Source organism: Allopusillimonas ginsengisoli, assembly GCF_004153455.1.
GTDB lineage: Bacteria > Pseudomonadota > Gammaproteobacteria > Burkholderiales > Burkholderiaceae_B > Allopusillimonas > Allopusillimonas ginsengisoli.
The window spans coordinates 351,928-377,909 of record NZ_SDQE01000002.1; the positions used below are offsets into that span (position 1 = coordinate 351,928).

The following is a 25,982-nucleotide window of genomic DNA, read 5'->3' on the forward strand; positions in this document are numbered from 1 at the left end:
CGATTATGTCGATCTCAGCCGGCGATATTATCTCGCTGTCCCAAGCCAGGGCCAATCTGTCCGAACTGGCCGACCAGGTGAAGGCTGGGGCCGAGAAAATCGTCACAAAAAACGGCGAAAGCTACGTTGCCATCATCGACGCCCAGCGACTGGATTACTACCACCAGTTGGAGCGCGAGCGTATCCATTTGTTGTTGATCGAAGACGCCAGCAAGGGCCTGGCCGACATATCGGCAGGCAAGGTCAAAGACGCTCGCAGCACCCTCTCCGCGCTCAAATCTCGCCGCACCACCAGAACAGCCATCTAACTAGACAGTAGATAGATTCGCACTGTGACAGCCCGTCGTACCGTCAAGCTCACCGCCAACTTCGAGCGCAACCTTGAAGAAGTCCAAGCGTTCCTGCTGCAAGCCAAATCCCCCCAAGCATACGATGCGCTGCTGGACGAACTAACGCAGGCCGTTATCCCCAATCTGGAGCGCTTTCCCGGCATGGGCCGATCATTCCTCGACCGGCCCGCCCGCTCCGTCGAGGTAGGCAACGGCATTACGCGACTGACCAAACAACTCAATGCCATTACCCCAGGCAGCGAACTGCGCGAATATGTGATGGCGCACTACCTGCTGCTGTATGCGCACATCAAAGGCACGGTGTATCTGCTCTCGATTCGCCATCAGCGGCAACTGTCATTTGATTTGGCAAGTCACTGGCCAGCGTAAACGAGAGTCGTCAATGAAAAAGCCCCTTCCCGTTGCGTATCAGAGAGCTACGAGACTGACTGGGGAATGAGGCTAAAAATTTGCTTTATTCCTTACCATGATCATCTGGAAATCAAGACGGCATATGAGCCGAATGCTGAAGAAATTCGTATATACAAAAAATATGGAGAAAAGCCATGAATGCACCTAAGATTGAAAGCACTTTAGAGAATTGGGAGACAGGGGCTCTAGGAGCTGACGAGGCTTATGTAAAAGTAGATGATGACGACTTGGAATCTCTTATCAATGACAACTTGGCAATGCGTCCAATTTCCATTCGTCTCGAAGAATGTCTAATCGACGATTTCAAAATGATCGCCAAGCACCATGGGCTTTCCTATCAGCCTATGATGAGGCAGGTACTAAAGAGGTTCGCGGATAACGAAACACGCCGCATCCTCCGTGAGTACATTGCCAATGGTAAGGATAAGCCTAAGAAAGCTGCCTAAGTCCTCGCGGACTGCAAACACGCTCTCCACTCAGAGGGCTTTCTTATGCCAAACCCTACTGATACACCATATCCAGCAGGCCCCGAGAGCCCGCCCCCAGCCGCTAGCTTATAGGGCTTTTCCTTGGGTACAGCCTGTTTGCATTGGATGTTGGTTAGGGCCATATTGGGGGTACTTTTTCTAGAGGGCCCAAGAGATACCCCCAAATGTACCCCTAGATGAGGGTATATGGCTATAGTCTGCCATGCACTGCCGTAGACAACAAAAGCCCGCATAGCGTTTAACCATGCGGGCCTTATAGACTGTTGTGTACAACTGTAGATGTATTCCTGGCGGACAGAGGGGGATTCGAACCCCCGATACGCTATTCACGTATACACGCTTTCCAGGCGTGCGCCTTCAACCACTCGGCCACCTGTCCTGCAACGCTAGCGTAGGCTAAAGCGAAGTCCGCTATTCTAGCAGAATTCTATGTCGTTGGACTGCCAGGCATCAGATTCGCGCAAATTGCCGTAGCGCCAGCCAGTGTTCCACATGGCGTGCACGCAGCCGCATATCTTCGCCCACCGGGGCAGCGCCGGTAAAAGCGAAGCGTTGCATCGCCGTCAGTTCATCGAGTTCCGGCAGGCGCACCATCCCCAACCCTGGCCCCATCAGCATGGGCGCCAGATAAATCAGCAACTCATCCACGCATCCTGCCTGCAGCAATGCGCCGCTCAACCGGGCGCCAGCCTCGACGTGGACCTCATTGACCTCGTGCTCGCCCATCCAGCGCATCATGGCGGCCAGATCGACTCGGCCATTGCTGGCTGGCATGGGAATGACCAGCGCGTTCTTGGCTGCCAGCCGGGCCGATTTCGTGGCCTCAGGCGAGCAGGTAAAAACCCAGACCTGCGTGCCATCAAAGAGACGGGCATTTTCATCGATCTCGAAACGGCTGTCGACCACCGCCTTGATGGGAGGCCGTACGGTATCAACATGCCGTATATTCAGTTGAGGATTGTCTGCCGCGACCGTGCCGGAGCCGGTGAGCACAACACTGCTGCGGGCGCGCCAGTGATGCCCGTCCGCCCTGGCGGCATCGCCGGTGATCCATTGGGATTTGCCGTTGGGCAGGGCTATGCGCCCGTCCAGCGTGGCGGCCAGCTTGAGCCATACCCAAGGCGTGGCGCGCGTCATGCGAGCGACAAAACCTGGATTGAGTGCCAGAGATTCCTCTGCGCAGACGCCCACTGTCACGGCGATTCCGGCCTCGCGCAGGCGTCGTTCGCCGCGCCCCGCTACCAAAGGGTTGGGATCGCTCAGGGCGATGACCACGCGAGCGGGTCGTGCGGCAATTAGCGCGTCCGCGCACGGCGGTGTGCGCCCATGGTGGCTGCAGGGTTCAAGCGTGACGTAGACCGTAGCGCCCGCGATATCGACGCCTTGCGCCGCGGCCTGGCGCAGTGCCATGACTTCGGCATGGGGGCCGCCAGCAGGCTGCGTGGCGCCCGAGGCAATCAGTTGCCCATCGCGCACAATGACACATCCGACGCGAGGGTTTGGGTCGGTGATGTAGAGGACGCTCTCCGCCAGGGCGAGTGCCCGGCGCATCCAGTGCAGGTCTTGATTCGCGGCCTCGCGAGATACAGAGGATGGCAGCGGTGTGCTCACGGCCTGGGCTTATCCTGCATTTCATCGATGGCCTTGACGAATTCGCCGATGTCTTCAAAGCTTTTATAGACAGAGGCGAATCGCACATAAGCCACTTGGTCCAGTTTTTTGAGCTCGGCCATGACCAGTTCGCCGATATAGCCAGATTCAACCTCGCGCCGGCCGCTGACCAGCAGGTTTTCTTCTATGCGGGCGACGGCAGCATCCACATCCTCGGTGCTGACGGGCCGCTTGCGCAGTGCCAGGCTCAGGCTGCCTCGCAGTTTGTCGATATTGAATTCGGTGCGGGTGCCGTTGCGCTTGACCACGGCAGGCATGACAAGCTCTGCCCGCTCGTAAGTGGTGAAGCGGCGCTCACAGGCCGTACAGCGGCGGCGACGCCGTATCGTGTCGCCCTCCTCGGAAACACGAGAGTCGATGACCTGAGTATCGAAACTGCTGCAGAATGGGCATTTCATGTTGGGCAGGCCCCGCGCAAGCGCGGGGCGGGCGCTATCAGCCGTAGACCGGCAAACGAGCAGTCAGCTCGTTGACACGGGCTCGAACCGCGGCGACAGACGCTTCGTCGCGGGGGTTGTCCAGCACATCGGCAATCAGGTGACCGGTGAGCTCCGCCTCGGCTTCTTTGAAGCCGCGTGTTGTCATGGCAGGCGTACCCAGCCGAATACCGCTGGTGACGAAAGGCTTTTCCGGATCGTTCGGGATGGCGTTCTTATTGACAGTGATGTGGGCCTGGCCAAGCACAGCCTCGGCTTCTTTGCCGGTGATGCCTTTGGCGCGCAGATCGACCAGCATGACGTGGCTTTCGGTGCGGCCGGACACAATGCGCAGGCCGCGCTCGACCAATGTGCGGGCCAGCACGTCGGCGTTCTTGATCACCTGTGCGGCATATTCCTTGAACTCGGGCTGCAGCGCCTCCTTGAAGGCCACGGCTTTGCCGGCGATGACATGCATCAGGGGGCCGCCCTGTATGCCGGGGAAGATGGCGGAGTTGATGATCTTCTCGTGCTCGGCCTTCATCATGATGACGCCACCGCGCGGGCCTCGCAGGGATTTGTGCGTGGTCGAGGTGACAAAATCTGCGTGGGGCACAGGATTGGGATAGGCGCCGCCGGCAACCAGGCCCGCGTAATGGGCGATATCAACCATGAACAATGCGCCGTTCTCGTGGGCGATGCGCGCCATGCGTTCAAAGTCGATCCGCAGCGAGTAGGCGGATGCACCGCCGACGACCAGCTTGGGTTTGTGCTTTTTGGTAAGGTTTTCAAGCTGGTCGTAGTCCAGGACCTCGTTGGCATCAAGCCCATACGAGACGAAGTTGTACAGCTTGCCGGACGCGTTGACAGGGGAACCATGGGTAAGGTGCCCCCCTTCGGCCAGGCTCATGCCCAACACGGTGTCGCCCGGATTCAGAACAGCCATGTAGACGCCCTGATTGGCCTGGGAGCCCGAATTGGGCTGCACGTTGGCGGCTTCGGCGCCGAAAAGCGTCTTGAGACGATCAATGGCCAGTTGTTCGACAATGTCCACATACTCGCAACCACCGTAGTAGCGCTTGCCCGGATAGCCTTCTGCGTACTTGTTGGTCATCTGCGTGCCCTGCGCCTGCATGACAGCCGGGCTGGTGTAGTTTTCGGAAGCGATCAGCTCGATATGCTGTTCCTGGCGAACGTTTTCTTTCTGGACGGCAGCCCAGACATCGGCATCGATTTTCTCGAGAGTGAGTGAACGATCAAACATGGGGGAGGATCCTGGAATAGAGTGAAGCGGGTATGTAGAGAAACTGCCTCATTTTAGCCCGAATATCCGTGATTACCGGCAAAGTATCGCGATAAACCACGATCGAAAGGCTGATTCAGCCGCATTCGTGCCATTGAAAAAAAACGGCTCAAGCTGGCTTGAGCCGTTCTCATGTTGCTTGCCCGACGACTGGGCAAAAGGCCGTTGAAGCGCGACGCCACTGTGCCGAGCGTGTGGCGGCGCAGCAGCTGGCTGCGGGAACTCAGCCCCCTTTACGCCTTGCCTGCCTCGGCAACGCGCGGATTCAGGGTATAGGTGCCGGTGATGGAGGCCTGGGCCAAAATATGGCCTTGTATGGCCTTGATGACGTCGTTGCCCGTAAAGCGACCTTCAAAGGGCAGTTCGGCAATATCCAATGCATACACGGTAAAGACATAGCGATGCGGGATGGCATCGTTCCACGGCGGGCACGGACCGTCGTAGCCGAAGTAGTCGCCGTTCATGTCTCGATCGGCGGCGAACCAGTGGGTGTAGTCGTTGACGCCTTGGCGCGTCCCATCCAGCGCGAGCGGGCCAGCCTTGCCCCGCGGCGTAATGCCGTCGGAATACGAACCCTCCGCGATTTCGTGCGTACCGGCGGGAATGTCGACCAGCACCCAATGGTAGAAGTCGACGCGTGGCAGGTCGCTCGGGACTTCGCGGTCTTCCTGGTTGACATCGTCTGGCTTGCTGGGTACGTCGGGGTCGTGGCAGATCACTACGAAGGATTGCGCATCAGCAGGCGCATCAGACCACGCCAAATGCGGGTTGACGTTGCCCGCCAGCGCGACATGGCTTTGGGCATCAATCTTGCCAAACGCATAACGCTCGGGAATGTTCCCATTATCCGTAAAGGACTTGCTGGTTAACTTCATGACGTACTCCTCAGAAATGGTTTAGCCAGTAAGGGTGACACGGGCAAATTTGCGCTTGCCTACCTGTACAACGTACGTGCCGGCAGGCAACTGCAGGGACTTGTCTTCAATGCGATCGCCGTCTACCCGGACGCCGCCTTGTTCGACATTACGCTGTGCTTCGGCGCCTGACGCAGCAAGCCCCGCCTCGCGCAGGACTTTGAGGATGCCCAGGGGACCCTTGCCAACCTGGACCTCGGGCATGTCTTCAGGCATGGCGCCATCACGGAAACGGGCTTCAAAGTTCGCCAGCGCATGCTCGGCGGCCTTGCGGTCGTGAAAGCGCGTGATGATTTCCTGGGCCAGCATGACCTTGGCCTCGCGCGGATTCAGCCCTTGCCTGATCTGCGCCTGAAGCGCCGAAATATCATCCATGGAACGGAAGGAGAGCAGTTCGTAGTACTTCCACATGAGCGTGTCCGAAATGGACATCAGCTTGCCGAACATGGAGTCCGGCGTTTCGGTAATACCTATATAGTTGCCCTTGGACTTGGACATCTTGTCGACACCGTCCATGCCCTCGAGCAATGGCATAGTCAGCACGCACTGCGGCTCCTGACCGTACTCTTTCTGCAATTCGCGGCCGACCAGCAGGTTGAATTTCTGGTCGGTGCCGCCCAGTTCCAGATCGGCCTTGAGGACGACGGAATCGTAGCCTTGCAGCAAGGGGTACAAGAACTCGTGCACAGAAATGGGGATACCGCCCTTGAACCGCTTGGTGAAGTCGTCTCGCTCCATCATGCGGGCCACGGTATAGCGCGAGGCCAGTTGAATAACGCCGCGCGATCCGAGCTTGTCGCACCATTCGGCGTTATAGCGGATTTCGGTTTTGGCGGGATCAAGCACCAGACTGGCCTGGGCGTAGTAGGTTTTGGCGTTTTCGTGAACCTGCTCGGCGGTGAGCGGAGGCCGGGTGGCATTGCGCCCGCTGGGGTCGCCGATCATGGAAGTGAAGTCCCCAATGAGGAAAATGACCGTGTGGCCAAGATCCTGCAACTGCCGCATCTTGTTGAGCACAACGGTGTGCCCCAGATGAATGTCCGGTGCCGTGGGATCCAGGCCCAGCTTGATTCGGAGCGGCGTGCCGCTGGCCTGGCTGCGCGCAAGCTTGCGGGCGAACTCGGACTCGACCAGCAACTCGTCGCAGCCTCGCTTGGTGATGCGCAGCGCTTCCTGGACTTCGGATGTAAGGGGGGCTTCGGTGGACGACATAGAGGATTTATACGGCAATTTTGAAAAAACGCTCGAAAATTCGAGCCTAATAAGCTAGCATAACGTGCAAGCGCAAACCCTGCTGGGTAGACATCGTTAAAAGCAAGGCTTAAAACGCCATCTTATCAGAGCGCCAGGCTACAAAATACGGGCTTGAGGTTTACCTCTGGCGGCCTATGCCGGCCCTATAGCCACCCCAATATTATCCGTCATTCACGCAGCGCATTTCTAGGTTTCTGTTCTTATGTACGAAAAAGGGATCACTGGCTCTCCCTCTTATCGCGAAACAACTCGCACACACCGCTCGCATCACTTCATCCGGAACGGGGTCGTCCTCGTCGCCCTTGCCTTATTTGCTGGCGCCGCCGCGCTGGCGGTGGTCAAACCACCCGAAGCGCCCGCCTTCTACCAGGCCCGCCAAACGCTAGACCTCCCCGACAGTGCCACGCTTACTCCCATCCGCTCCAACACCCCCTACATCAGCGAAACCCAGATCCGCCGCGGCGATACGCTAGCGGCGCTGCTTCAACGCCTGCGCATCAGCGAGTCCGGCCTGCAGCAGTTCCTGGTACAGAACAAAAACGCCCGAGCCATCTACAAGCTGTACCCCGGCCGTACCGTGCAGGCGGCTCTGGACGACAGCGGCGCCCTTGTCTGGCTGCGGTACAACCACACTCCCGGGGCCAGACAGGACGATGGCAGCTATGTGTCGCGCTGGCTGGAAATCCGTCCCGACGGACAAGGCAGCTTCGCCGCAGCCGAGCATAGCGCCCATGCCGAGGCGCAGGTGCGTGTCGCCGAAGGCGTCATCAACAGCTCGCTATTCGGCGCAACAGACAGCGCCGGCATCCCTGATTCGATCACCATGCAAATGACCGACATTCTGGGCAGCAAGGTCGATTTCCTGCGCGATCTTCGCCACGGCGACCGCTTCCGGGTCGTCTACGAAAACTATGCCCGCAACGGCGAAGAGCTTGGCGGTGGCCGCATACTGGCGCTGGAGTTCCAGAACAAAAACAAAGTCTACGAAGCCGTCTGGTTCGCACCCGAAGGCGGCTCCGGCGCCTACTACGACTTCGACGGACGCAGCCTGAAAGGCGCTTTCTTGCGCAATTCCATCAAGTTCTCCCGCATCAGTTCCACCTTTGGCCTGCGCAAGCACCCTGTACATGGCAAATGGCGCGCCCACAAAGGCGTAGATTATGCAGCGCCGGCCGGCACGCCTATCCACGCAACCGCGGATGGCGTCGTATCCTTTGTCGGGCGGCAAAATGGCTATGGCAATGTTGTCATCCTTCAGCATCACGACAACTACACCACGCTCTATGCCCACCAAAGCCGATTTGCCAAAGGCTTGCGCAAAGGCGCGCGCGTGAACCAGGGCGATATCATCGGGTATGTTGGCTCCACCGGTTGGGCAACAGGCCCGCATCTGCATTACGAGTTCCGCGTCGCCAACAAGGCAATCGACCCGCTCTCGGTAGACCTGCCTGTCGCCCGCACGCTCGACAACACCCAGCGCGTGGCATTCAACGCGCTCGTTGCCCAATACCGCGACCAGATCAATGTTGTCTCGCGTGAGCCCCTGGCGCAGGACGTGCAGCTAGCCAGCCGCTGACATGGCCGCCGCAACGCCCGCGCTCTTCATGGGGTTGATGTCGGGCACCAGCACCGATGGCGTGGATGCCGTGCTGGCAGACTTTGCCGATCCGGCCCATCCTCGCGTGCTGGCCTCAACGGCCCTGCCCATGCCGGCGCCGCTGCGTAACGAGTTTCTGGCGCTCAACACATCCGGGCCTGATGAATTGGCCCGGTCGGCGCAGGCCGGCAATGCGCTGGCCGAGCTCTATGCCCAAGCCTGCCTGCAGCTTTTATCGGAAACCAACATGGCCGCCTGCGAGGTTCGCGCGATCGGTGCCCATGGGCAAACCGTCAGGCACGATCCCGCGTCGGGCTACACCATACAGATCAACGCGCCCGCCTTGCTGGCGGAACGCACGGGCATCGCGGTCGTCGCTGATTTTCGCGCCCGCGATATCGCTGCGGGTGGCCAAGGCGCGCCGCTGGTGCCGGCCTTTCATCAAGCCATGTTTTCGAGTACGCGCCCGCGTGCGGTATTGAATCTCGGTGGCATCGCCAATGTCACGCTTTTGCGGCCCTTGGGGTCTGACTCACCCGTCCGTGGATTCGACACCGGGCCGGCAAATATACTGCTCGACGCCTGGATCCACGACAAAACCGGGCAGGCCTACGATGCTGACGGCGCCTGGGGCGCTACCGGCACGGCGAACACGGATTTGCTCGAATACCTGCTGGGCAGCGAGCCCTGGTTCACCCTGCCTCCGCCAAAATCTACCGGACGGGACCTCTTCAACCTACGCTGGCTCCAGCAACGGCTGGACCACTTTGAAGCCACGAAAAAAGGCTTGGCAGATGCGGATATCCAGGCCACGCTGGTGCTGCTGACCGCCCATAGCGCGGCCCAGGCCATAAAAGCGCATGCGCCAGACGCGGCCGACGTCCTGGTGTGCGGGGGCGGCGCGTGCAATCCCCGCGTAGTAAGTGCGCTGGAAACCGTGCTGAACCTGCCGGTTACCCCTACGTCGGACGCGGGGGTACCGGTTCAAGTGGTGGAAGCTTTGGCCTTTGCCTGGCTTGCATGGGCCCATGAGGCCGGTGTTTATGCCGGATTGCCAACAGTTACCGGCGCACGGCACCCTAGCCTGCTGGGATGCCGCTACCCCGGTACGCCCTGATCAGGGCACAAAAGACGAACCGCAGCCGCAGGTAGAGGTGGCGTTGGGATTACGAATGACAAACTGGGCGCCTTCGAGGTCGTCTTTGTAGTCGATTTCGGCACCCACAAGATACTGAAAGCTCATTGGGTCAACCAGTAGCTGTACGCCTTCTTTATCTATGGTGGTGTCGTCGTCGTTAATGGTTTCATCAAAGGTAAAACCATACTGGAAGCCCGAACACCCGCCACCCTGCACAAACACACGCAGCTTGAGTTCGGGATTGCCCTCTTCTTCCAGAAGTTCTTTAACCTTGGAAGCAGCCGCATCCGTAAAGATAAGCGGCGAAGGCGGCGCTTGAAGATCAGCGGTTTCAACAAGGGTATTCATTTGACACTCCGTGGCTGCCCGGGGGCAGCACATTCATATATACAAAATACTATAACACTCCGGTGCGCACACTGCCTTATTTACCGTGCCTGATACGCCCGGGCCTCATCATCCGCACCTGCCTTAGTCGCCGGCGCTCAGGTTGATCGTGCGCGTTGCGCGAACTGCATCGCCCTCCAGAACATTAAGCGTCAGCGCTGTCGGCGTGAAGCCTTCCGGCACATCAAGCAGGCCGGCGCTGCGCTGGAACTCGTTGAACACCAGGGCAAAGCTGCCGCTATCCTCATCTGATGCCGCATCCGGGCTGGTTGATGATTGATCAACGGCTTCCTCGGGCGTGTCGGTCGCCGATTCCACGGCAGGCGGCATACCCTTGGCGGGTTCCAGCGTGAGGGTTTGCGGCTTGCCATCACGGGTTCCTTTTGCAACAAACTGCATTCGGCCTTCAAATTTGTGTGCATTGACGGCGTTGCGCATAAACAGCGCCCGATACTGAAGCGTACTGCCCTGCAGCTCGGCATCCAGCGCCCGAATGCTTACGGCGCCTTTGGGCCCGGGCGGGAACAACTGATCAAAGAATGCCAGTTGCTCACGCGTACGACCAAGCTCTGCTTGAGCCGCCTCGAGAGAGGTTTCCAGACCCTTGCGCGTGCTTTGTTCGACCATCAAGCTCCCGGACAGGGCATCCACATGAGCCTGAGCCTTGGCCAGATCGGCCCTGGCGATGACGAGCTCTGCTTCCAGGCGCTGCTTGAGCGCATCGTAGCGGCGTGTAGCCTGATCCTTGAACCAGTAGCGGCCACCTAAGCCACCCAATGCCAAGCCGATGAACAATGCCACCAGCATAACACCCCAGGGGCGGCCATGACGGCGCGCGGGGGCTACCGGGCCCGCCGCCAGCCCGGCACAGGAAACGTCTTGGTCGGAAGTTGCAGGAGAAGGGCTGGAAAGTTTCGCCGAAGCGGCTTCTGGTTGTTTGCCTGTCATCCTGACACAGACCGGGTTTGGCGCAAAACAGTTCCCCAATAATCAAGGAAGCACAGCTACGTGCCCCAAACCGGCCGCCTCCGGCAAGCCAAACATGAGATTCATGTTCTGCACCGCCTGGCCCGACGCCCCCTTTACCAGATTGTCCTGAGCGACCAGCACAATAAGCTGATCCCCGCCGCCTGGGCGGTGCACTGCGATACGCAAGTGATTCGACGCCCGAACCGATCTGGTTTCAGGCACGCTGCCCGCCGGCATGACATCCACAAATGGCTCATTGGCGTAGCGCTGCTCGTAGAGCGCCTGAAAGTCCGTATCCAGTGCCTGGGGGAGGATGGTCGTGTAAAGGGTGGAGAACATGCCACGTATCATGGGTACCAGGTGAGGCACGAAGGTAAGCCCCACCTGTTCGCCCGCCAGCGCATTAAGCTGCTCGGAGATTTCCGGGTGATGGCGATGGCCTGCCACACCATAGGCCTTGAAGTTGTCACTGGCCTCTGAAAAAAGCGTTGCCACATCGGCCTTGCGGCCCGCACCCGACACGCCCGATTTGCAGTCCGCAATGATGCGCGACGCGTCAATCAGCTTGCGTCCAGTGCCGAACAATGGGGCCAGACCGAGCAATACCGTGGTGGGATAGCAACCTGGGTTGCCAATGACTTGTGCCTGGGCAATTTTGTCGCGATTGAGTTCCACCAGCCCATAGACCGACTGGCGCAAGATGTCCGGACAGGCATGCGGCATTTTGTACCACTGCTCGAAGACGGCTGTATCCTGCAGGCGAAAATCCGCCGCCAGATCGATGATGCGCACGCCATTGTCAAGCAGATGCTGGGCCTGCGCCATGGCAACCCCATGCGGCGTTGCAAAGAACACCACATCGCAATTGTCCAGCGGCGCCTTGTCCGGCGTGCTGAAGCTGAGGTCCACGTGGCCGCGCAAATTGGGATACATCTCGGAAACAGCCATGCCGTCTTCCTTGCGCGATGTGATCGCAACCAGCTCGACATGCGGATGCTGGGACAGCAATCGCAGCAGTTCGACACCGGTGTAACCCGTGCCGCCTACGATGCCAACCTTGATACGCTTTGCCGCTGATGTAGTCATAGCAATCCCCGATACCTGTTAAACCAAAATACGTCTGAATATTATGCAACAGTTCCCGACCTGGTCATGAGCGTTACCCTGCTGCAACCTCACCTTGTCTGCGAGCGCACCAAGCAAAAACCCCCGGCGAGCCGGGGGTTTTGATACTGCACAGGCCCAGGGCCCTGATGTAGCGGCTTAGCGCTTGCTGAACTGCTTGCGACGGCGAGCCTTGTGGAAGCCGACCTTCTTGCGTTCGACTTCGCGGGCATCGCGTGTCACAAAACCTGCTTGCTTGAGCGAGGGCTTGAGTGACTCGTCGTAGTCGATCAGCGCGCGGGTAATGCCGTGACGCACTGCGCCAGCCTGGCCGCTTTCACCACCGCCCTGCACGTTGACGTGGAAGTCGAACGATTCGAGGTGATTGGTGAGTTCCAGGGGTTGGCGAACGACCATACGGCCGGTTTCGCGAGCAAAGTATTCATCAACAGGCTTGCCGTTGACGACGATCTTGCCCGAGCCTTTTTTCAAGAACACGCGAGCCACCGACGTTTTGCGGCGGCCTGTTCCATAGTTCCAGTTACCGATCATGACCTATCCTTAGAATTCCAGCGGCTTTGGCTGTTGAGCCGAATGCGGATGCTCTGCGCCGGCGTAAACCTTCAGCTTCTTGGCCATGGCGTAACCCAGAGGCCCCTTGGGGAGCATGCCTTTGACGGCTTTCTGGATGGCACGGCCGGGGAAACGCTCTTGCATTTTCCGGAAGTTGGTTTCGGTGATGCCGCCGGGGTACGTGGAGTGACGGAAGTATTTTTTGTCTTCCGACTTGTTGCCGGTAACAACGATGTCAGCAGCGTTGATAATGACGATATAGTCGCCGGTGTCAACGTGGGGCGTGAATTCAGGCTTGTGCTTGCCACGCAGACGGCGTGCGACTTCGCTGGCCACACGACCGAGGACTTTGCCCTTGGCGTCAATCACGTACCAGTCACGCTTGACTTCATGCGGCTTGGCCACAAAGGTCTTCATGATGGGTCCTAATTAAAAGTTGGGAGATTTTCTGCTGCCACTATCCTGTCAAGGCATTGTAATTTGCCCGTACAAACAGCCAGAAAAGTCCAACATAATAACATACTTGGCGTAAATATCTACTCAACAAACACCAAAGCCGGCAGGGGTCTGGTGCATTTCTGCATCAGGCCCCTGCCGGCTGGCCCGGGCACATCGCCCTGGCGGGATTACTTTTTCTGGCTCGCCAGGGCAATACCCAGATAGTTGTCGTACGCGCCTTCGGCAACACGGAACCATGGTACGACGCCATCGCGGAAACCCATGTAGTTGTCGTAGATTTTTTTGAACATGGCGTTCTTGTCGCAAAACTCTTTATAGAGCTCGTTGGATGTTTTGAACGACGCATCCATGACATCACGCGGGAATGCCTTGAGCACGGCGCCGGCAGCGATCAGGCGGCGCAGGGCTGCGGGGTTGTGCGCATCGTAATTGGCAACCATGCGCGAGCCGGCGGCACGCGTTGCGGTGTCGATCAGCGACTGATATTGCTTGGGCAGCTCGTTGTAGGCCGTATCGTTGACATACAGCGACACTTGCGCACCGCCTTCCCACCAGCCGGGATAGTAGTAGTACTTGGCGACCTTGTGAAAGCCCAGTTTTTCGTCGTCGACGGGGCCTACGAACTCGACGGCATCCAGCGTGCCTTTTTCCAGCGAAGGGTAGATATCGCCAGGGGGAACCTGCTGTGGAACCACGCCCATGCGCGACAGCACTTCGCCGGCAAAGCCCGCCGTACGCATCTTGAGACCCTTGAGGTCCTCGATGGTTTTGATTTCCTTGCGATACCAACCGCCCATCTGAGTGCCGGTGTTGCCCAGGGGGAAGTTGATGATGTGTCGCGGCGCGAACAGTTCGCGCATCAGCTTCATGCCATCGCCTTCGTACATCCAGGCATCCATCTGGCGTGCATTCAGGCCAAAGGGAACGGCCGTATCAAAGCAAAATGATGGGTCTTTGCCATAGTAGTAGTAGGAGGCAGTTTGACCGCATTCCACGGTGCGATTGCCCACTGCGTCCATGACGCCAAAGCCTGGCACGATCTCGCCGGCCGGGTACAGGCGAATCGAAAAATTGCCGTCCGACGCTTCTTCTACCATCTTGCAAAATGCCTGGGCAGTGGTAAACAAGGGCGGAAGCGACGGCCCATAGGTGGACGTCATTTTCCAGCTGATCTTTGGATTGCTCTGGGCGAAGACGGGTGCGGCAATAGCGGTGCTGGCCACGGCTCCCAGGCCCGCCTGTTTTAGAAATGAACGACGTTGCATTTGAACGCTCTCCTTTGGGAAAACAACTTATTTTTACGGTGATTAACCGCCACCGGGGATATTACACCGTGCAGCGGCCTGTGTAACCAATTGATATCACCCGCTACTGCCCCGCGATGGCCATTTGCTCGATCAGGATGGAGCCTGTGGTCTTGGAGCCGCGTGTGATGGTGTCGGCGCCCACCGCTGCGATCTGGCGGAACATGTCGGCAAGATTGCCCGCAATGGTGACCTCTTGCACAGCGTGGCGGATTTCTCCGTTTTCGACCCAGTAGCCAAACGCACCGCGCGAATAATCGCCGGTGACGTAATTGACGCCCTGCCCGATAAGCTCGGTAACCAGGAATCCGGTACCCATTTTGCGCAGCATGGCAGGCAAGTCGTCGGCTGGGTCTGTGAGCCGGGATGCCAGGAGCAGGTTATGCGAACCGCCCGCATTGCCTGTGGTCTGCATTCCCAGTTTACGAGCCGTGTAGGTGGACAGGAAGTAACCTTGCAATATGCCCCCGGCCACCACATCCCGCGCGCTGGTGCGCACGCCTTCGCCGTCGAATCCGGAACTGCCCATGGCGCCGGGAATAAATGGATTCTCGGAAACATCGACATGGTTCGCCAAGACAGGTTTACCCAGGGCGTCAAGCAGGAAACTCGCCTTGCGATAGAGTGCGCCGCCACTGCTTGCCTGAACAAGGGCGCCCAGCAGCCCAACGGCGAGCGGCGCCTCGAACAGGACAGGGAAGCGGCCCGTCTTGATCCGCTTGGCAGACAAACGCGACAGGGTGCGCTGTGCAGCGTAGCGCCCGACCGCTTCAGGATCGGCCAGATTCTGCGCATTGCGTGCGGTGGTATACCAGTAATCCCTGTGCATGGATGCGCCACGCCCGGCAATGGGCGCCACGGACAATGAATGCCTGGAGTAGGGATAGCCGCCCATGAAACCCCGCGAATTGCCCAACACGAAATGGCCTTCGTAAGTATCCACGGAAGCGCCGTCAGTATTGGTGACCAGCGGGCTGACCTGGCGCGCAGCGCGTTCGGCGGAAATCGCCATGCTGGCCGCGTCTTCGGCAGAGATATCCCAGGGATGGTGCAATTGAAGGTCGGGATAGTCGGTGGCCAGCGCTGAGGCATCGGGCAGGCCTGCGGCAGGGTCCTCGGCGGTATAGCGCGCGATGTGCCAGGCTGCTTCGACAGTTTCTCGCAGCGCCTTGGCGGAAAAATCCGAGGTGGAGGCCGAGCCGCGCCGGTTGCCGGCGAAAACAGTGAGATCCAGGGATCGGTCGCGTGTTTGCTCGACGGTTTCGACGTCGTTGTTCCGAACGGCTACGGACAGGCCACGACTTTCGGAGACTTCGGCCGCGGCGTCGCTGGCCCCGAGCGTCTTGGCATGGGCCAGGGCATCGGCCACGAGTTCGCGGAACCACGTTTGGTTTTTTTCGATGGGCAGTGAAGATGAAGGTTGGTCGCTCATTGATGCTCTTTCAGTTTAGACGGTTATCATAGCCAATTAGGCACTATTTTTTCACGTTGATGATGTCCGATACTCCCCACGACGCCGATCACCCCGGCAAGGCGCAGGCCACGACTGGCGCCCACGACGTTTCCGGTGTGGACGAAAACGGCTACGATCGACCCAGCAAGTCCCAGGTCAAGCGCGACATGCTTGCCTTGCAGGATCTGGGCAAGCAGTTGGTCGATCTGGCGCCGTCTCAACTCAAGCAGCTCCCCTTGTCGGAGAAACTGCACGATGCGCTGCTACTTGCGCAGCGTACCACCAGTCGGGAAGGACGCCGACGCCAGATTCACTATGTAGGCAAGTTGATGCGCGATGCGGATGCACCAGCCATACGCGCCCAATTGGATATCTGGGAAAACGGCTCTCGCGAACAAACCAAGGAAATGCACAGGCTGGAGGCCTTGCGCGACCTGCTGTTGCGCGACGACGACAGCCTTACCGACCTGCTGCAAACATACCCTGGCGCAGATGCCCAGCACCTGCGCGCGCTGATTCGCGCTGGCCGCAAAGAAGCCCAGGCCAACGAAAAACTCAATCCCGGCCAGGATCCACAGCGCAAGCATTACCGTGCGCTGTTCCAGGCCCTGAAAACCCTGGTCGGCGGCGTATCGCCCGGCCAAGATACGGAGTAACCATGAGTACGAACGCCCTGCTTGAGTGCATAGAAATCGAAACCGGGCCGAATCCGGAACGCGCGGTTATCTGGTTGCATGGACTGGGTGCGGACGGCAACGATTTTGTGCCGCTGGTACCCGAACTCCAGCTGCAGGACTCACCCGCGATCCGTTTTGTTTTCCCGCACGCGCCTGTCAGGCCGGTCAGTATCAACCAGGGCATGGCCATGCGCGCGTGGTACGACCTTTTCACCATTGATCTCGTACGCCGCGAAGACGAAGCCGGTCTGCGCGATTCACAGCAGGCGGTCGAGGCCCTGATCGAGCGCGAGAACAGCCGTGGCATCCCCACGGAGCGCATTGTGCTGGCGGGATTCTCCCAAGGTTGCGCGATGACGCTGCAAACAGGCTTGCGGCTGAACAGCAAACTGGCCGGCATGGTCTGCCTGTCGGGCTACCTGCCCCTGGCCGACAAGGCTGAAGCCGAACGCACGGCGGCTAATCAGCAGACGCCGATCTTCATGGGCCATGGCGTCACGGATCCTGTGGTCGCCCTGGACCGCGCACAGGCCTCGCACCAGGCCCTGGTAAAGATGGGTTATGACGTCCAGTGGCGCACTTACTCCATGCCGCATTCCGTATCCCTGGAAGAAATCAACGACGTCGCCGCTTTTCTGAAACGCGTGCTGGCCTGAGCGCCAGCCGGGCGCAGCGCTGCGTGGCCCTGCGTGCGCCCCTCTGAGCGTGATCAGCTAAGCTTTGTTTCGCCAAGATCAAACCAGACACGTCGCATGGAAGGATCCTCTTCATCGATATCATTTCGGAAGCCCAGATGTGTCATCAGGCTCAGCATGGGCCGGTTGGTCGACAGCACCAGGCCGTCTATATAGGTCAGCCCCTGCGCCTGCGCAGCTTCGATCAGTGCGCCCATTAACTGCGCGCCCAGGCCCCGCCGCTGCCAGTCGTCTCCGATGACCAGGGCGTATTCCGCGCCACGGCCATCCGCATTACGCAAGTAGTGGGCAAAGCCAATGATTTTTTCGCGAGGATGCCCACGATGCGCGGGATTGGGTTCGAGCACCGTCGCCACCAGCGCCAGTTCGCGGTCGTAATCGATGCGGGTGTAGCGCGCCAACATGCGCGGGGTGAGCTCGCGCAGCATGGACACAAAACGCATGTAGCGCGAGGTATCGGACAAGCCCCGGATGAAGTCCTGAAGCGGCTCGGCGTCCTCGGGGCGTATGGGCCGCAGCAGCCAGGGGCGGCCATCCTTGAACACCTTGGCCTGCACCAGACGCCGTGGGTAAGGATGAATTGCCATATGCCGGTACCCGGTGGTTTCGGGCAATACCAGCATGGGCGACGCGGCCAGTTCAACCCGCATGTCCAGTGCCAACAGTTGATCATCTTCCGCAAGCAGCGGGTCTATCGTGAGTGTCAGAATATTGGGCATCTCGCTGATTAGTTGCGAGATGCGCTCCAGCGCGTCGAGCAGTTGCTCGTGGGCGACCGGCAGCATGCGCTTGGATAATGCCCGACGCCACAGCGTGCTGCGCTGAACCAGCTGCCGCGCCAGATAACGATTCAGCGGCGGTACTTCTAGCGCCTTGTGCGACATGGAGATCAGCGCGTCCTGGCCGCCCGAGCCAAAGGTGATGTATGGCCCGAACTTGTCGTCGCGACGCACGCGTATCGCCATGGGCAGGTTGTCTTCGTCCAGATCCGTGTCGCGCGCCTGGGCCTTCGACATATAGCGCACCGGCACGTGAAAGCAGTCCAGCAGCTGCGCGCAGGCCTCGGCCGCCAGCGTCAGGCGCCCTTCCTGCTGAGCAAGGCGCACCAGAAGACGCGCCTCTTCGAGACGAGGCTCCCACCACAGCGGCTCGGGCGGCAAGGTCTGCTGCGCCAGTGTCTGGTTGTAGTGATAGGAACCCAGGATGCCGAAGGCGTTGGCGGCAGATTCCGGCGTGCGAAAGGCCGGCGTGCCTACGTCGTCGAGAATGTGGCGCAGAGGCCGCATGGTTGCATCCCCCATGAAACAGGTGATGATAGGCTTGCGCGATGCCGGCGCCAGCGCCGCCAATTGCCGTGCCACAGCCTCCAGATCGGACAAGGGATCGGGCGCCAGCAGTACCAATACGCCATCCACACCGGAATCGGCGACCAATGCATCGACAACACTTTGCACCAGCGCAGGTGTAAGGCGTGTGTAGGTGACCACCGGGTTGCTGGTGCGCGACCCGACTTCGAGCAGCTGATCCAGCGCCTTGATCGTGGATGAAGAGAGCTCGGATGCCATAACAGCGTAGCTGTCGTCCATGACATCGAGCGCAAGCTGCGAGGCTCCCCCGCCATTGGAGAACAAGGCAATGCGGCGGCCGCGCGGGCGCTGCGTATAGACAAGCACCTTGAGCGCCGAAAACAGCTGCACGAAATAGCGAATGCGCACGGCGCCTGCGCGCCGCAGCAAGGCATTGAATACGGCGTCTTCGACGGAGCGGCTTTCAAGTGAATGCCCCACTTTCAGCACCACCACGGGCTTGACGCTGGCGGCCGCCCGCAAGGCGCTGCTGAAGCGCCTGGAGGAGGACGCCTCTTCGAGGTACAGCACGATACTGTCAGTGCGCGCATCCATGGCGAGATATTCCAGTACCTCTGCCATGTCTAGCTCGGCTTCGTCTCCCAGCGACACAACGGCGGAAAAACCCAGGCTGATGTCCTGCGCCCAATCCAGCACGGCTGTCGCGATGGAGCGGGATTGCGCTACCAGCGCGACGCGACCTGCCAGCGCTGTGCGTGGCTGCTGGCTGAGATTGAGTTCCAGGTGCGGGCGCTGCACGCCAAAGCTGCGGGGACCGAGCAGCACGCAGTCGTTCAGCGTCGCCCACGAGCGGCAATACACCATGTCTTCGACCGGGTCGGACGATGGCTGCTCATGCAGCAGCAGGATGACGCAACGCGGACGCAGCGGCTTGAGCGCCTCGAGCGCTTCGGGCAAGCGCGAAGGCGGAACGCACACGAGCGCCTGACCCAGACGCTGATCTGGCGGCACGCCAGCGCTGCCCGCATCCAGCGCAATCGCCTGCCCTGGAATGACCTTGGCCCACGAACACGCCCCCTGGAGCCAATGGGGGGAGCGCTCGATCAGGGGCAATGTGCTGTCGGAGAGCACGAGTATGGTGCTGGGCTCAAACAAGGCAGCCAGGCGATGTCGAAGCATAAAAAGCCGATTCCTGTAAGAATTTATGTGTACTCTAAAATAGAGCCAGCGATTTCATCAATACCTCTGTCTACGCGCACCTGTCCCTGAGCAAGTGCACAACAAGTCAAAGCCTAACACTAACCATGACCACGCCAACAACTTCCAGCGTTCGTACGCGCTTCGCACCCTCCCCCACCGGCTACCTGCACCTTGGCGGCGCCCGCACTGCCCTGTTTGCCTGGGCGTTTGCCCGCCATCATCAAGGCGTGTTTGTGCTGCGTATCGAAGATACCGATGTGGCGCGGTCTACGCCGCAGGCAGTCCAGGCCATACTCGATGGCATGGCCTGGCTGGGCATGCAGCCAGACGAAGGCCCTTTTTACCAGATGCAGCGCATGGATCGATACCGCGAAGTCATTGCGCGCATGTTGGCCGAGGGCAGCGCCTATCATTGTTACAGCAGCCCCGAGGAAGTCGAGGCCATGCGCGAAAAAGCCCGCGCCGCCGGCTTGAAACCACGCTATGACGGCACCTGGCGGCCCGAAGAGGGCAAGACTTTGCCGCCGATACCCCAAGGGCGCAAGCCTGTCGTGCGATTCCGCACCCCCCAGGAAGGCGTCACCCGTTGGGACGACATGATCAAGGGCCCGATCAGCTTCGACAACCACGAGCTCGACGACCTGATCATCGCCCGGCCTGACGGCACCCCCACCTATAATTTCTGCGTGGTGGTCGACGACTGGGACATGCAGATCACGCACGTGCTTCGGGGCGACGATCATGTCAACAATACGCCGAGACAAATCAACATACTGCGCGCGCTTGGCGCCACGGTGCCGGAGTATGGCCACTTGCCGATGATACTCGGGCCGGATGGCGAAAAACTGTCCAAGCGCCACGGCGCGGTCAGCGTGATGGAGTACGACACGGACGGCTACCTGCCGGACGCAATGATCAATTATCTGGCCCGCCTGGGCTGGAGCCACGGCGACGACGAGATTTTTTCACGGGAGCAGATGGTTGAATGGTTCGATACCCGCAATCTGACCAAGTCAGCCGCCCAATGGGATCCCAAAAAGCTTAATTGGGTGAATGCGCACTACATCAAGCAGTGCAGCAACGAAGCGCTGGCCGAGTACGTTGCGCCACGCATCGTCAAGCTGGGCGGAGATCCGCAGGCGGTCGCACTGCCTGCTGTCATGGATCTGCTCAAAGATCGCGCCGAAACCCTCAACCAGTTGGCCGAAGGCGCAATGCTGTTCTGCGCGCCCCATGCGCCAGCCGATCCGGACCTGATGGCAGCGCACATAGACGACGCCGCACGTGCGCTGCTGGCTGAATTTGCCGACAAGGCCAAGGCCTTGCCTGAATGGACGCCGGAATCGGTCGACGGGCTGATCAAAGACATGCTGGCTGACCATGGCGTCAAGATGCCCAAGCTGGCGATCCCTTTGCGAATTGTTGTAACGGGCCGCAAGCAGACGCCGTCGATCAGCGCCGTGCTGGCCATACTGGGCCGCGAGTGCGTGCTGGAAAGGCTGGCCGCCGCATAGCGCGCTAGAAAGGCAGCCTGTACCCTGGAGACATGCGGCGCGCGTTGATGCGCGTGCCGTCGCTGGCCTGCAGGACGAGCTTGTCGGCCTCTGCTGAAACCAGCTTATAGCGATTGGTGTAGATGGGGTCGTCCAGGCTGACCTGCGCGCCATTGGATTCCAGCGTGCGCAGCACGATGGTGTTCTGGTCGTGGTGCCAGCAGCCGGTTTCGTCCAACCCTTGTGAGGGCTGCTTGCTGCGCTTCAGCTGCTCTGTATAGGCCATGGTGCCATCGGGGTTCAGGGTAAAGAGCGTGCGGAGCTCGCCTCGCACCCCTTTTTCGCGACGGACGCTCAGCCAGTTTCCTACCACCGTATCCTGGCTGGCCGCGGCCTGGCACGAAGGAAGCTGGGTCGCCGACTCGACAGGCGGCGCCTTGACGGGCGCGGTGCAGCCAGCTGCGATGGCAGCCGTGAACAGGCCAGCGATCACCATGCGCGGGCGCAGTAAGGTATCTTGCATGTATTCCTTCCTTGCAAAAAAGCGGGCCACCCACGGCGGTGCCCACGCAATAATCGTACCATCGAAAAAGCGTATCAGATCATAAAAGGCAGCCTCACTTCGTGCTTGATCTCGCGCAGTGCCACAATGGTGCGCGTTTGCCTGACGCCGGGCAGATTGAACAGAAACCGATGCAGGAAACGATCATAGTCCTCAGGGCTGGCGACCACCACCTTCAGCAGGTAATCGGCGTCGCCAGTGACGGCATAACACTCCAGAATCTCCGGGGCATCGCGCACGGTGCGTTCGAAGTTTTCCACGACCTCTGAGGAGTGCCGCTCCAGGCTGATCTGCGCAAACATGCAGCCATCCAGGCCCACCATGCTGCGATTCACTTGTGCGTAATAGCCCTGGATGACCCCCGCGCTTTCAAGCGACTTGACGCGGCGCCACACTGGCGCCGCCGACAGGCCGACACGATCTGACAGTTGCTGTGCCGAGGCACGGCCATCCTGTTGGAGATGTTTGAGTATTTTTAAATCTGTTTTATCCAATTTTGCCTCCTCACGAAATGTTTATTTCGTTTCCTAGGGATTTTACGCCATGAAATAGCAATAAACACAGTGCCGGACCTGTCTATCATGTAAAGAGAAATGGAGGCAGTGATGTCCGCTCAACCGATTACCCAGCACACCCCTCAGCCTGATCTGGAATACAGGTTGGAAGACAGCCTCACCGCTAGAAACGGACGCATATTCCTCACCGGCACACAGGCGCTGGTGCGCATGCTGTTGTCTCAATATGACGCCGATCGCGCAGCTGGCTTGAATACCGCGGGCTTTGTCACCGGCTACCGCGGCTCACCGCTGGGTGGCGTGGACATGGCCATGTGGCGGGCGCAAAAGCAACTTGATGCCCACAGAATCAGCTTCTTGCCTGCCGTGAACGAAGACCTGGGCGCGACCATGGTAATAGGAACCCAGCAGGCTGGCATGCGGGACGATCGCAAGGTCGATGGCGTGTTTGCGCTCTGGTACGGCAAGGGTCCGGGGCTGGATCGGGCTGGCGACGCGCTCCACCATGGCAGTGCGGCGGGCGCCAGTGCCAAGGGTGGCGTACTGCTTGTGGTGGGCGACGACCACACCGCGGCGTCATCCTCCATTCCCCACGCCAGCGAAACTTCTCTGATCGGATGGCAAATACCCATCGTCAACCCGGCATCAGTCGAAGAATATGAGCACTATGGACGCTGGGGTTGGGCGCTGTCGCGCTACAGCGGCGCATGGGTTGCCCTGAAGGCAGTGACCGAAACTGTTGAAAGCGGCCGGTCGTTCACCCTGCAGCCGATTCCCGATTTCTCAGTACCCAAGTCTGATCCCTATCAAGGCGCGACACCTTACAGCGCCCGTGAGTTCCTCACGCCCGAGATCGAATTGCGCATGGCGCGCCGGATTGATGCGGTGAAGGCGTTCTCGCGCAAGCATAGCCTGGATCGCCTGGTCAGGCCTGAACCGACCGCGCGGCTAGGCGTCGTATCCACAGGCAAGGCTTTTCTGGATGCCGAAGATGCGCTGGACGATCTGGCCAAGCGTTGTCCCGACTCACCTATAGCACGCGTGCGCCATTACAAAATCGGCCTGAGCTGGCCCATAGACGAACAGGGGCTGCTGGCTTTCGCTGAAGGCCTGGATCACATTCTGGTTGTCGAGGAAAAAGCGCCCATCATCGAAGGGCAAATCAAAGACATTCTGTTCAATCGCCCTGCGCGGCCTACCGTCTGCGGCCAGCGCGATCTGGACAACGCCGCCTTGCTGCCGCGCGAAGGCCAGCTCTGTCCGGCACGGGTCGGATACGCGCTAACGCGCTGGATAGGCCAGATTGACCCCGCCATGCAGCGCTCGACTGTCTCAACGACCTGCCGTCGAGCCACGCAGCACACAATTAGCCGAGACAACGCCCGCGCCGGCGCCTCCCCGGCATTGCCAGAACTACAGACGACAGCGCTGCGCCGCACTGCGCAGCAAACGCCTGATCCAGCCACGCAAGCGCTCACGCGACGTCCCTACTTCTGTTCCGGCTGTCCGCACAATACATCGACCAAAGTGCCAGAAGGCAGCCAGGCGCTGGCTGGCGTCGGGTGCCATTACATGGCGACCTGGATGGATCGGAGTACTGGCGGCCTTACCCAAATGGGCGGAGAAGGCGTCGACTGGATCGGATTGTCGCGCTACACGACAATGCCGCACGTTTTTCAGAACATGGGCGAAGGCACTTACTTTCACTCTGGCTACCTGGCGATCCGGCAGGCGGTTGCAGCCAATGCCAATATTACCTATAAGATTCTGTTCAATGACGCCGTCGCCATGACGGGCGGCCAGCCTGTCGATGGCTCCATCTCCGTGCCGGGCATCTGCCAGCAATTGCAGGGGGAAGGCGTCAAGCGCATCGTCGTCACGACTGACGACCCTTCACGCTATCGCCACGTAAAGCTGCCGGATGGGATCAGGGTACACCCACGCAACGAGCTTGACGCACTGCAGCGCGAATTGCGTGATACGGCAGGCGTCACGGTGCTGATCCATGACCAGGCCTGTGCCGCAGAAAAACGCCGCCGGCGCAAAAAGAAAACGCTGGCCGAGCCGGCCCGGCGGCTATTCATCAACACAGCGGTATGCGAGGGCTGCGGCGACTGCGGCACTCAATCCAATTGCCTGTCGCTGGTACCGGTGGAAACACCGTTTGGGCGCAAGCGTGCCATTGAACAGTCCAGCTGCAACAAAGACTATTCCTGTGCGGAGGGATTCTGTCCGAGTTTCGTGTCGGTGATCGGCGGCGAGCCGCGCAAATCGGCCGGACGCCGCAGCGCTGATCCGCAACGACTGCAAGCACTGATCCAGGCATTGCCACAGCCCGAGATGCGCCGCTATGACCACCATTGCAACATTCTGGTCGCCGGCATAGGGGGTACAGGGGTCATCACAGTGGGGGCCATTCTTTCGATGGCCGCGCATCTTGAAGGTCGCGCCGCCTCCGTGCTGGACATCACTGGTCTTGCCCAAAAAGGCGGCGCCGTCATCAGCCACATCCGGCTTTCCATGGATAGCCGCGAGCCGGGCGCCGTGCGGATCGGCCCGCGCCAGGCAGACGTGGCGATACTGTGTGATGTGGTGGCCGCCTGTCGCCCCGATGCGCTGCAGGCACTGCAACCCGATGGCACCCAGGTCACGCTCAATACCTATCTGGCGCCCACGCCCGAGTTCACGCGTGATGCCCAGGCGTCCCAGGATCCTGGCGGACTGATCAACACCATTCAGGCGACAACCGGCTGTAGCGAGACGGCCTTTCTCGATGCCCACAAGCTGGCCACCGAACAGCTCGGCGACGGCATTCTGGCCAACATGATGATGCTGGGCCATGCCTGGCAGCTTGGGGGCGTTCCATTGAGCGAAACCGCGATCCTGCGCGCGCTGGAGCTCAACGGCGTGGCTGTCGAGGCCAATAAAAAAGCGTTTGAACTCGGCCGGTTGGCGGCCAGCCAACCGCAGGCGCTGGCCACCGACGCCGCGCCCCGCGAGCAGGCGATCGTTGTGCACATGCCCGAATCGCTTTCCGCCGTTGTGTCACGCTTTCGCGAGGAACTGACCGCCTATCAGAATGAGGCTTACGCAGAGCGCTATATAGAACGGGTGGAGCGCGTGCGCGCAGCCGAGCTATCCTTGTATCCACAAGCTCGCCCCCGGCTTGCACTGGCAGTGGCCCGCTCGCTGTACAAGCTGATGGCCTACAAGGACGAATACGAAGTTGCGCGTTTGTACACAAACGGTGCGTTTCGGCAGCAACTGAAGGAGTCCTTCGGCGGCGATTTCACACTGCGCTTTCACCTGGCGCCGCCGCTGTTCGCGCCACGCGATCCGCATACTGGCCGGCCCCGCAAGATCAGCCTGGGACCCGCCACGGAGCGCGTGTTCAAGATTCTGGCGCGCGGCAAAGGGCTGCGCGGCAGTTGGCTGGACGTTTTCTCGTATACTGCGGAACGGCGCCTCGAGCGGCAACTGATCAAGGACTACGAACGCGCGCTGGATGCCCTCCTGCCGCGCCTCACGCGTCAGAACTATCAGTCGGCCATCGACCTGGCCGAGTTGCCTCAAAGCGTACGCGGCTTCGGCTATATCAAGGAAGCGGCTGCGCGCGCCTGTCAGGCACAACTCAGGGCAGTTGTTCACCCAGAAGCAGGTACGCAAGACGTTAACAATTTTTTACAAGCACATTCCTGATAGCGATTAAGTCATGGCTTGCGTCTCTTTGTGCCGCAAGCCT

24 protein-coding genes and 1 tRNA gene are annotated in these 25,982 nt (G+C 59.8%); 9 read left to right on the plus strand and 16 right to left on the minus strand.

The annotated features are described in order from the left end of the window. Positions 1-5: 5 nt before the first annotated feature. The 3 genes from ERE07_RS06605 to ERE07_RS06615 all read left to right on the plus strand — a co-directional run bounded on the left by ERE07_RS06605 (position 6) and on the right by ERE07_RS06615 (position 1,207). On the plus strand, positions 6-308 hold the full coding sequence (locus ERE07_RS06605) for a type II toxin-antitoxin system Phd/YefM family antitoxin (RefSeq protein ID WP_130008019.1): 303 nt from the start codon (positions 6-8) through the stop codon (positions 306-308). A 24-nt stretch (positions 309-332) separates the two neighbouring features. Further along, a complete protein-coding gene (locus ERE07_RS06610; protein ID WP_130008020.1) occupies positions 333-719 on the plus strand; it encodes a type II toxin-antitoxin system RelE/ParE family toxin in 387 nt (128 codons plus the stop codon). A gap of 176 nt (positions 720-895) precedes the next feature. Next, positions 896-1,207, plus strand: a complete 312-nt coding sequence (locus ERE07_RS06615) for a hypothetical protein (protein ID WP_130008021.1) — start codon at positions 896-898, stop codon at positions 1,205-1,207. Between the two features lie 330 nt (positions 1,208-1,537). Here ERE07_RS06615 and ERE07_RS06625 read toward each other — a convergent pair. The 6 genes from ERE07_RS06625 to tyrS form a co-directional block, all read right to left on the minus strand. Continuing rightward, positions 1,538-1,628, minus strand: a tRNA-Ser gene (locus tag ERE07_RS06625). A 71-nt stretch (positions 1,629-1,699) separates the two neighbouring features. Continuing rightward, positions 1,700-2,860, minus strand: a complete 1,161-nt coding sequence (gene ribD, locus ERE07_RS06630) for a bifunctional diaminohydroxyphosphoribosylaminopyrimidine deaminase/5-amino-6-(5-phosphoribosylamino)uracil reductase RibD (RefSeq protein WP_280634362.1) — start codon at positions 2,858-2,860, stop codon at positions 1,700-1,702. Next, positions 2,857-3,318 carry a transcriptional regulator NrdR gene (nrdR, locus tag ERE07_RS06635; protein ID WP_130008022.1) on the minus strand — a complete coding sequence of 154 codons (462 nt, stop codon included), beginning with the start codon at positions 3,316-3,318 and terminating at the stop codon, positions 2,857-2,859. The genes ribD and nrdR overlap by 4 nt, the downstream gene beginning before the upstream one ends. Before the next feature lie 37 nt (positions 3,319-3,355). Beyond that, positions 3,356-4,600, minus strand: coding sequence for a serine hydroxymethyltransferase (gene glyA / locus ERE07_RS06640; RefSeq protein WP_130008023.1), 1,245 nt, complete (start codon positions 4,598-4,600; stop codon positions 3,356-3,358). Between the two features lie 272 nt (positions 4,601-4,872). Continuing rightward, entirely contained in the window at positions 4,873-5,514 is a 642-nt protein-coding gene (locus ERE07_RS06645) for a YbhB/YbcL family Raf kinase inhibitor-like protein (RefSeq protein WP_130008024.1), read from the minus strand. A gap of 21 nt (positions 5,515-5,535) precedes the next feature. Continuing rightward, a complete protein-coding gene (gene tyrS / locus ERE07_RS06650; protein WP_130008025.1) occupies positions 5,536-6,765 on the minus strand; it encodes a tyrosine--tRNA ligase in 1,230 nt (409 codons plus the stop codon). A gap of 244 nt (positions 6,766-7,009) precedes the next feature. Between tyrS and ERE07_RS06655 the strand changes: the two genes are divergently transcribed. Together ERE07_RS06655 and ERE07_RS06660 are read left to right on the plus strand one after the other, a co-directional pair. Next, positions 7,010-8,383 (plus strand): M23 family metallopeptidase, encoded by a 1,374-nt coding sequence (locus tag ERE07_RS06655; RefSeq protein ID WP_130008026.1) that lies wholly within the window; start codon positions 7,010-7,012, stop codon positions 8,381-8,383. A 1-nt stretch (position 8,384) separates the two neighbouring features. Beyond that, entirely contained in the window at positions 8,385-9,521 is a 1,137-nt protein-coding gene (locus ERE07_RS06660; protein ID WP_130008027.1) for an anhydro-N-acetylmuramic acid kinase, read from the plus strand. On the opposite strand, the gene erpA is transcribed toward ERE07_RS06660, so the two are convergent. The 7 genes from erpA to pmbA form a co-directional block, all read right to left on the minus strand. Next, positions 9,522-9,890 carry an iron-sulfur cluster insertion protein ErpA gene (gene erpA, locus ERE07_RS06665; RefSeq protein WP_130008028.1) on the minus strand — a complete coding sequence of 123 codons (369 nt, stop codon included), beginning with the start codon at positions 9,888-9,890 and terminating at the stop codon, positions 9,522-9,524. It lies immediately after the preceding gene. Positions 9,891-10,013: 123 nt separating this feature from the next. Next, positions 10,014-10,877 carry a DUF6776 family protein gene (locus ERE07_RS06670; RefSeq protein ID WP_130008029.1) on the minus strand — a complete coding sequence of 288 codons (864 nt, stop codon included), beginning with the start codon at positions 10,875-10,877 and terminating at the stop codon, positions 10,014-10,016. A 42-nt stretch (positions 10,878-10,919) separates the two neighbouring features. Continuing rightward, complete coding sequence (argC, locus tag ERE07_RS06675) at positions 10,920-11,984, minus strand: N-acetyl-gamma-glutamyl-phosphate reductase (RefSeq protein ID WP_130008030.1); 1,065 nt, start codon at positions 11,982-11,984, stop codon at positions 10,920-10,922. Between the two features lie 177 nt (positions 11,985-12,161). Further along, complete coding sequence (gene rpsI, locus ERE07_RS06680) at positions 12,162-12,554, minus strand: 30S ribosomal protein S9 (protein ID WP_130008031.1); 393 nt, start codon at positions 12,552-12,554, stop codon at positions 12,162-12,164. A gap of 9 nt (positions 12,555-12,563) precedes the next feature. Beyond that, complete coding sequence (gene rplM / locus ERE07_RS06685; protein ID WP_130008032.1) at positions 12,564-12,992, minus strand: 50S ribosomal protein L13; 429 nt, start codon at positions 12,990-12,992, stop codon at positions 12,564-12,566. Positions 12,993-13,201: 209 nt separating this feature from the next. Further along, on the minus strand, positions 13,202-14,299 hold the full coding sequence (locus ERE07_RS06690; protein WP_130008033.1) for a TRAP transporter substrate-binding protein: 1,098 nt from the start codon (positions 14,297-14,299) through the stop codon (positions 13,202-13,204). A gap of 103 nt (positions 14,300-14,402) precedes the next feature. After that, positions 14,403-15,770 (minus strand): metalloprotease PmbA, encoded by a 1,368-nt coding sequence (gene pmbA, locus ERE07_RS06695; protein WP_130008034.1) that lies wholly within the window; start codon positions 15,768-15,770, stop codon positions 14,403-14,405. 59 nt (positions 15,771-15,829) lie between these two features. Here pmbA and yjgA point away from each other — a divergent pair, with 59 nt between their 5' ends. Next, positions 15,830-16,447 carry a ribosome biogenesis factor YjgA gene (gene yjgA / locus ERE07_RS06700; RefSeq protein ID WP_130008035.1) on the plus strand — a complete coding sequence of 206 codons (618 nt, stop codon included), beginning with the start codon at positions 15,830-15,832 and terminating at the stop codon, positions 16,445-16,447. A 2-nt stretch (positions 16,448-16,449) separates the two neighbouring features. Beyond that, entirely contained in the window at positions 16,450-17,124 is a 675-nt protein-coding gene (locus ERE07_RS06705; protein WP_130008036.1) for an alpha/beta hydrolase, read from the plus strand. Positions 17,125-17,177: 53 nt separating this feature from the next. Here the strand turns inward: ERE07_RS06705 and ERE07_RS06710 are convergent, their stop codons facing one another. Continuing rightward, on the minus strand, positions 17,178-19,649 hold the full coding sequence (locus ERE07_RS06710; protein ID WP_130008037.1) for a bifunctional acetate--CoA ligase family protein/GNAT family N-acetyltransferase: 2,472 nt from the start codon (positions 19,647-19,649) through the stop codon (positions 17,178-17,180). 125 nt (positions 19,650-19,774) lie between these two features. On the opposite strand from ERE07_RS06710, the gene gltX reads away from it, so the two are divergent. Then, positions 19,775-21,184 (plus strand): glutamate--tRNA ligase, encoded by a 1,410-nt coding sequence (gene gltX, locus ERE07_RS06715; protein WP_130008038.1) that lies wholly within the window; start codon positions 19,775-19,777, stop codon positions 21,182-21,184. A gap of 4 nt (positions 21,185-21,188) precedes the next feature. Here gltX and ERE07_RS06720 read toward each other — a convergent pair whose 3' ends face one another. Together ERE07_RS06720 and ERE07_RS06725 are read right to left on the minus strand one after the other, a co-directional pair. After that, positions 21,189-21,686: a hypothetical protein gene (locus tag ERE07_RS06720; RefSeq protein WP_130008039.1), complete on the minus strand. Its 498-nt coding sequence runs from the start codon at positions 21,684-21,686 to the stop codon at positions 21,189-21,191. 74 nt (positions 21,687-21,760) lie between these two features. Further along, the gene (locus ERE07_RS06725) at positions 21,761-22,219 is read right to left on the minus strand and encodes an Lrp/AsnC family transcriptional regulator (protein WP_130008040.1); all 459 of its coding nucleotides are present in this window, start codon (positions 22,217-22,219) and stop codon (positions 21,761-21,763) included. Positions 22,220-22,330: 111 nt separating this feature from the next. On the opposite strand from ERE07_RS06725, the gene ERE07_RS06730 reads away from it, so the two are divergent. After that, the gene (locus ERE07_RS06730; protein WP_130008041.1) at positions 22,331-25,939 is read left to right on the plus strand and encodes an indolepyruvate ferredoxin oxidoreductase family protein; all 3,609 of its coding nucleotides are present in this window, start codon (positions 22,331-22,333) and stop codon (positions 25,937-25,939) included. Positions 25,940-25,982 lie beyond the last annotated feature (43 nt).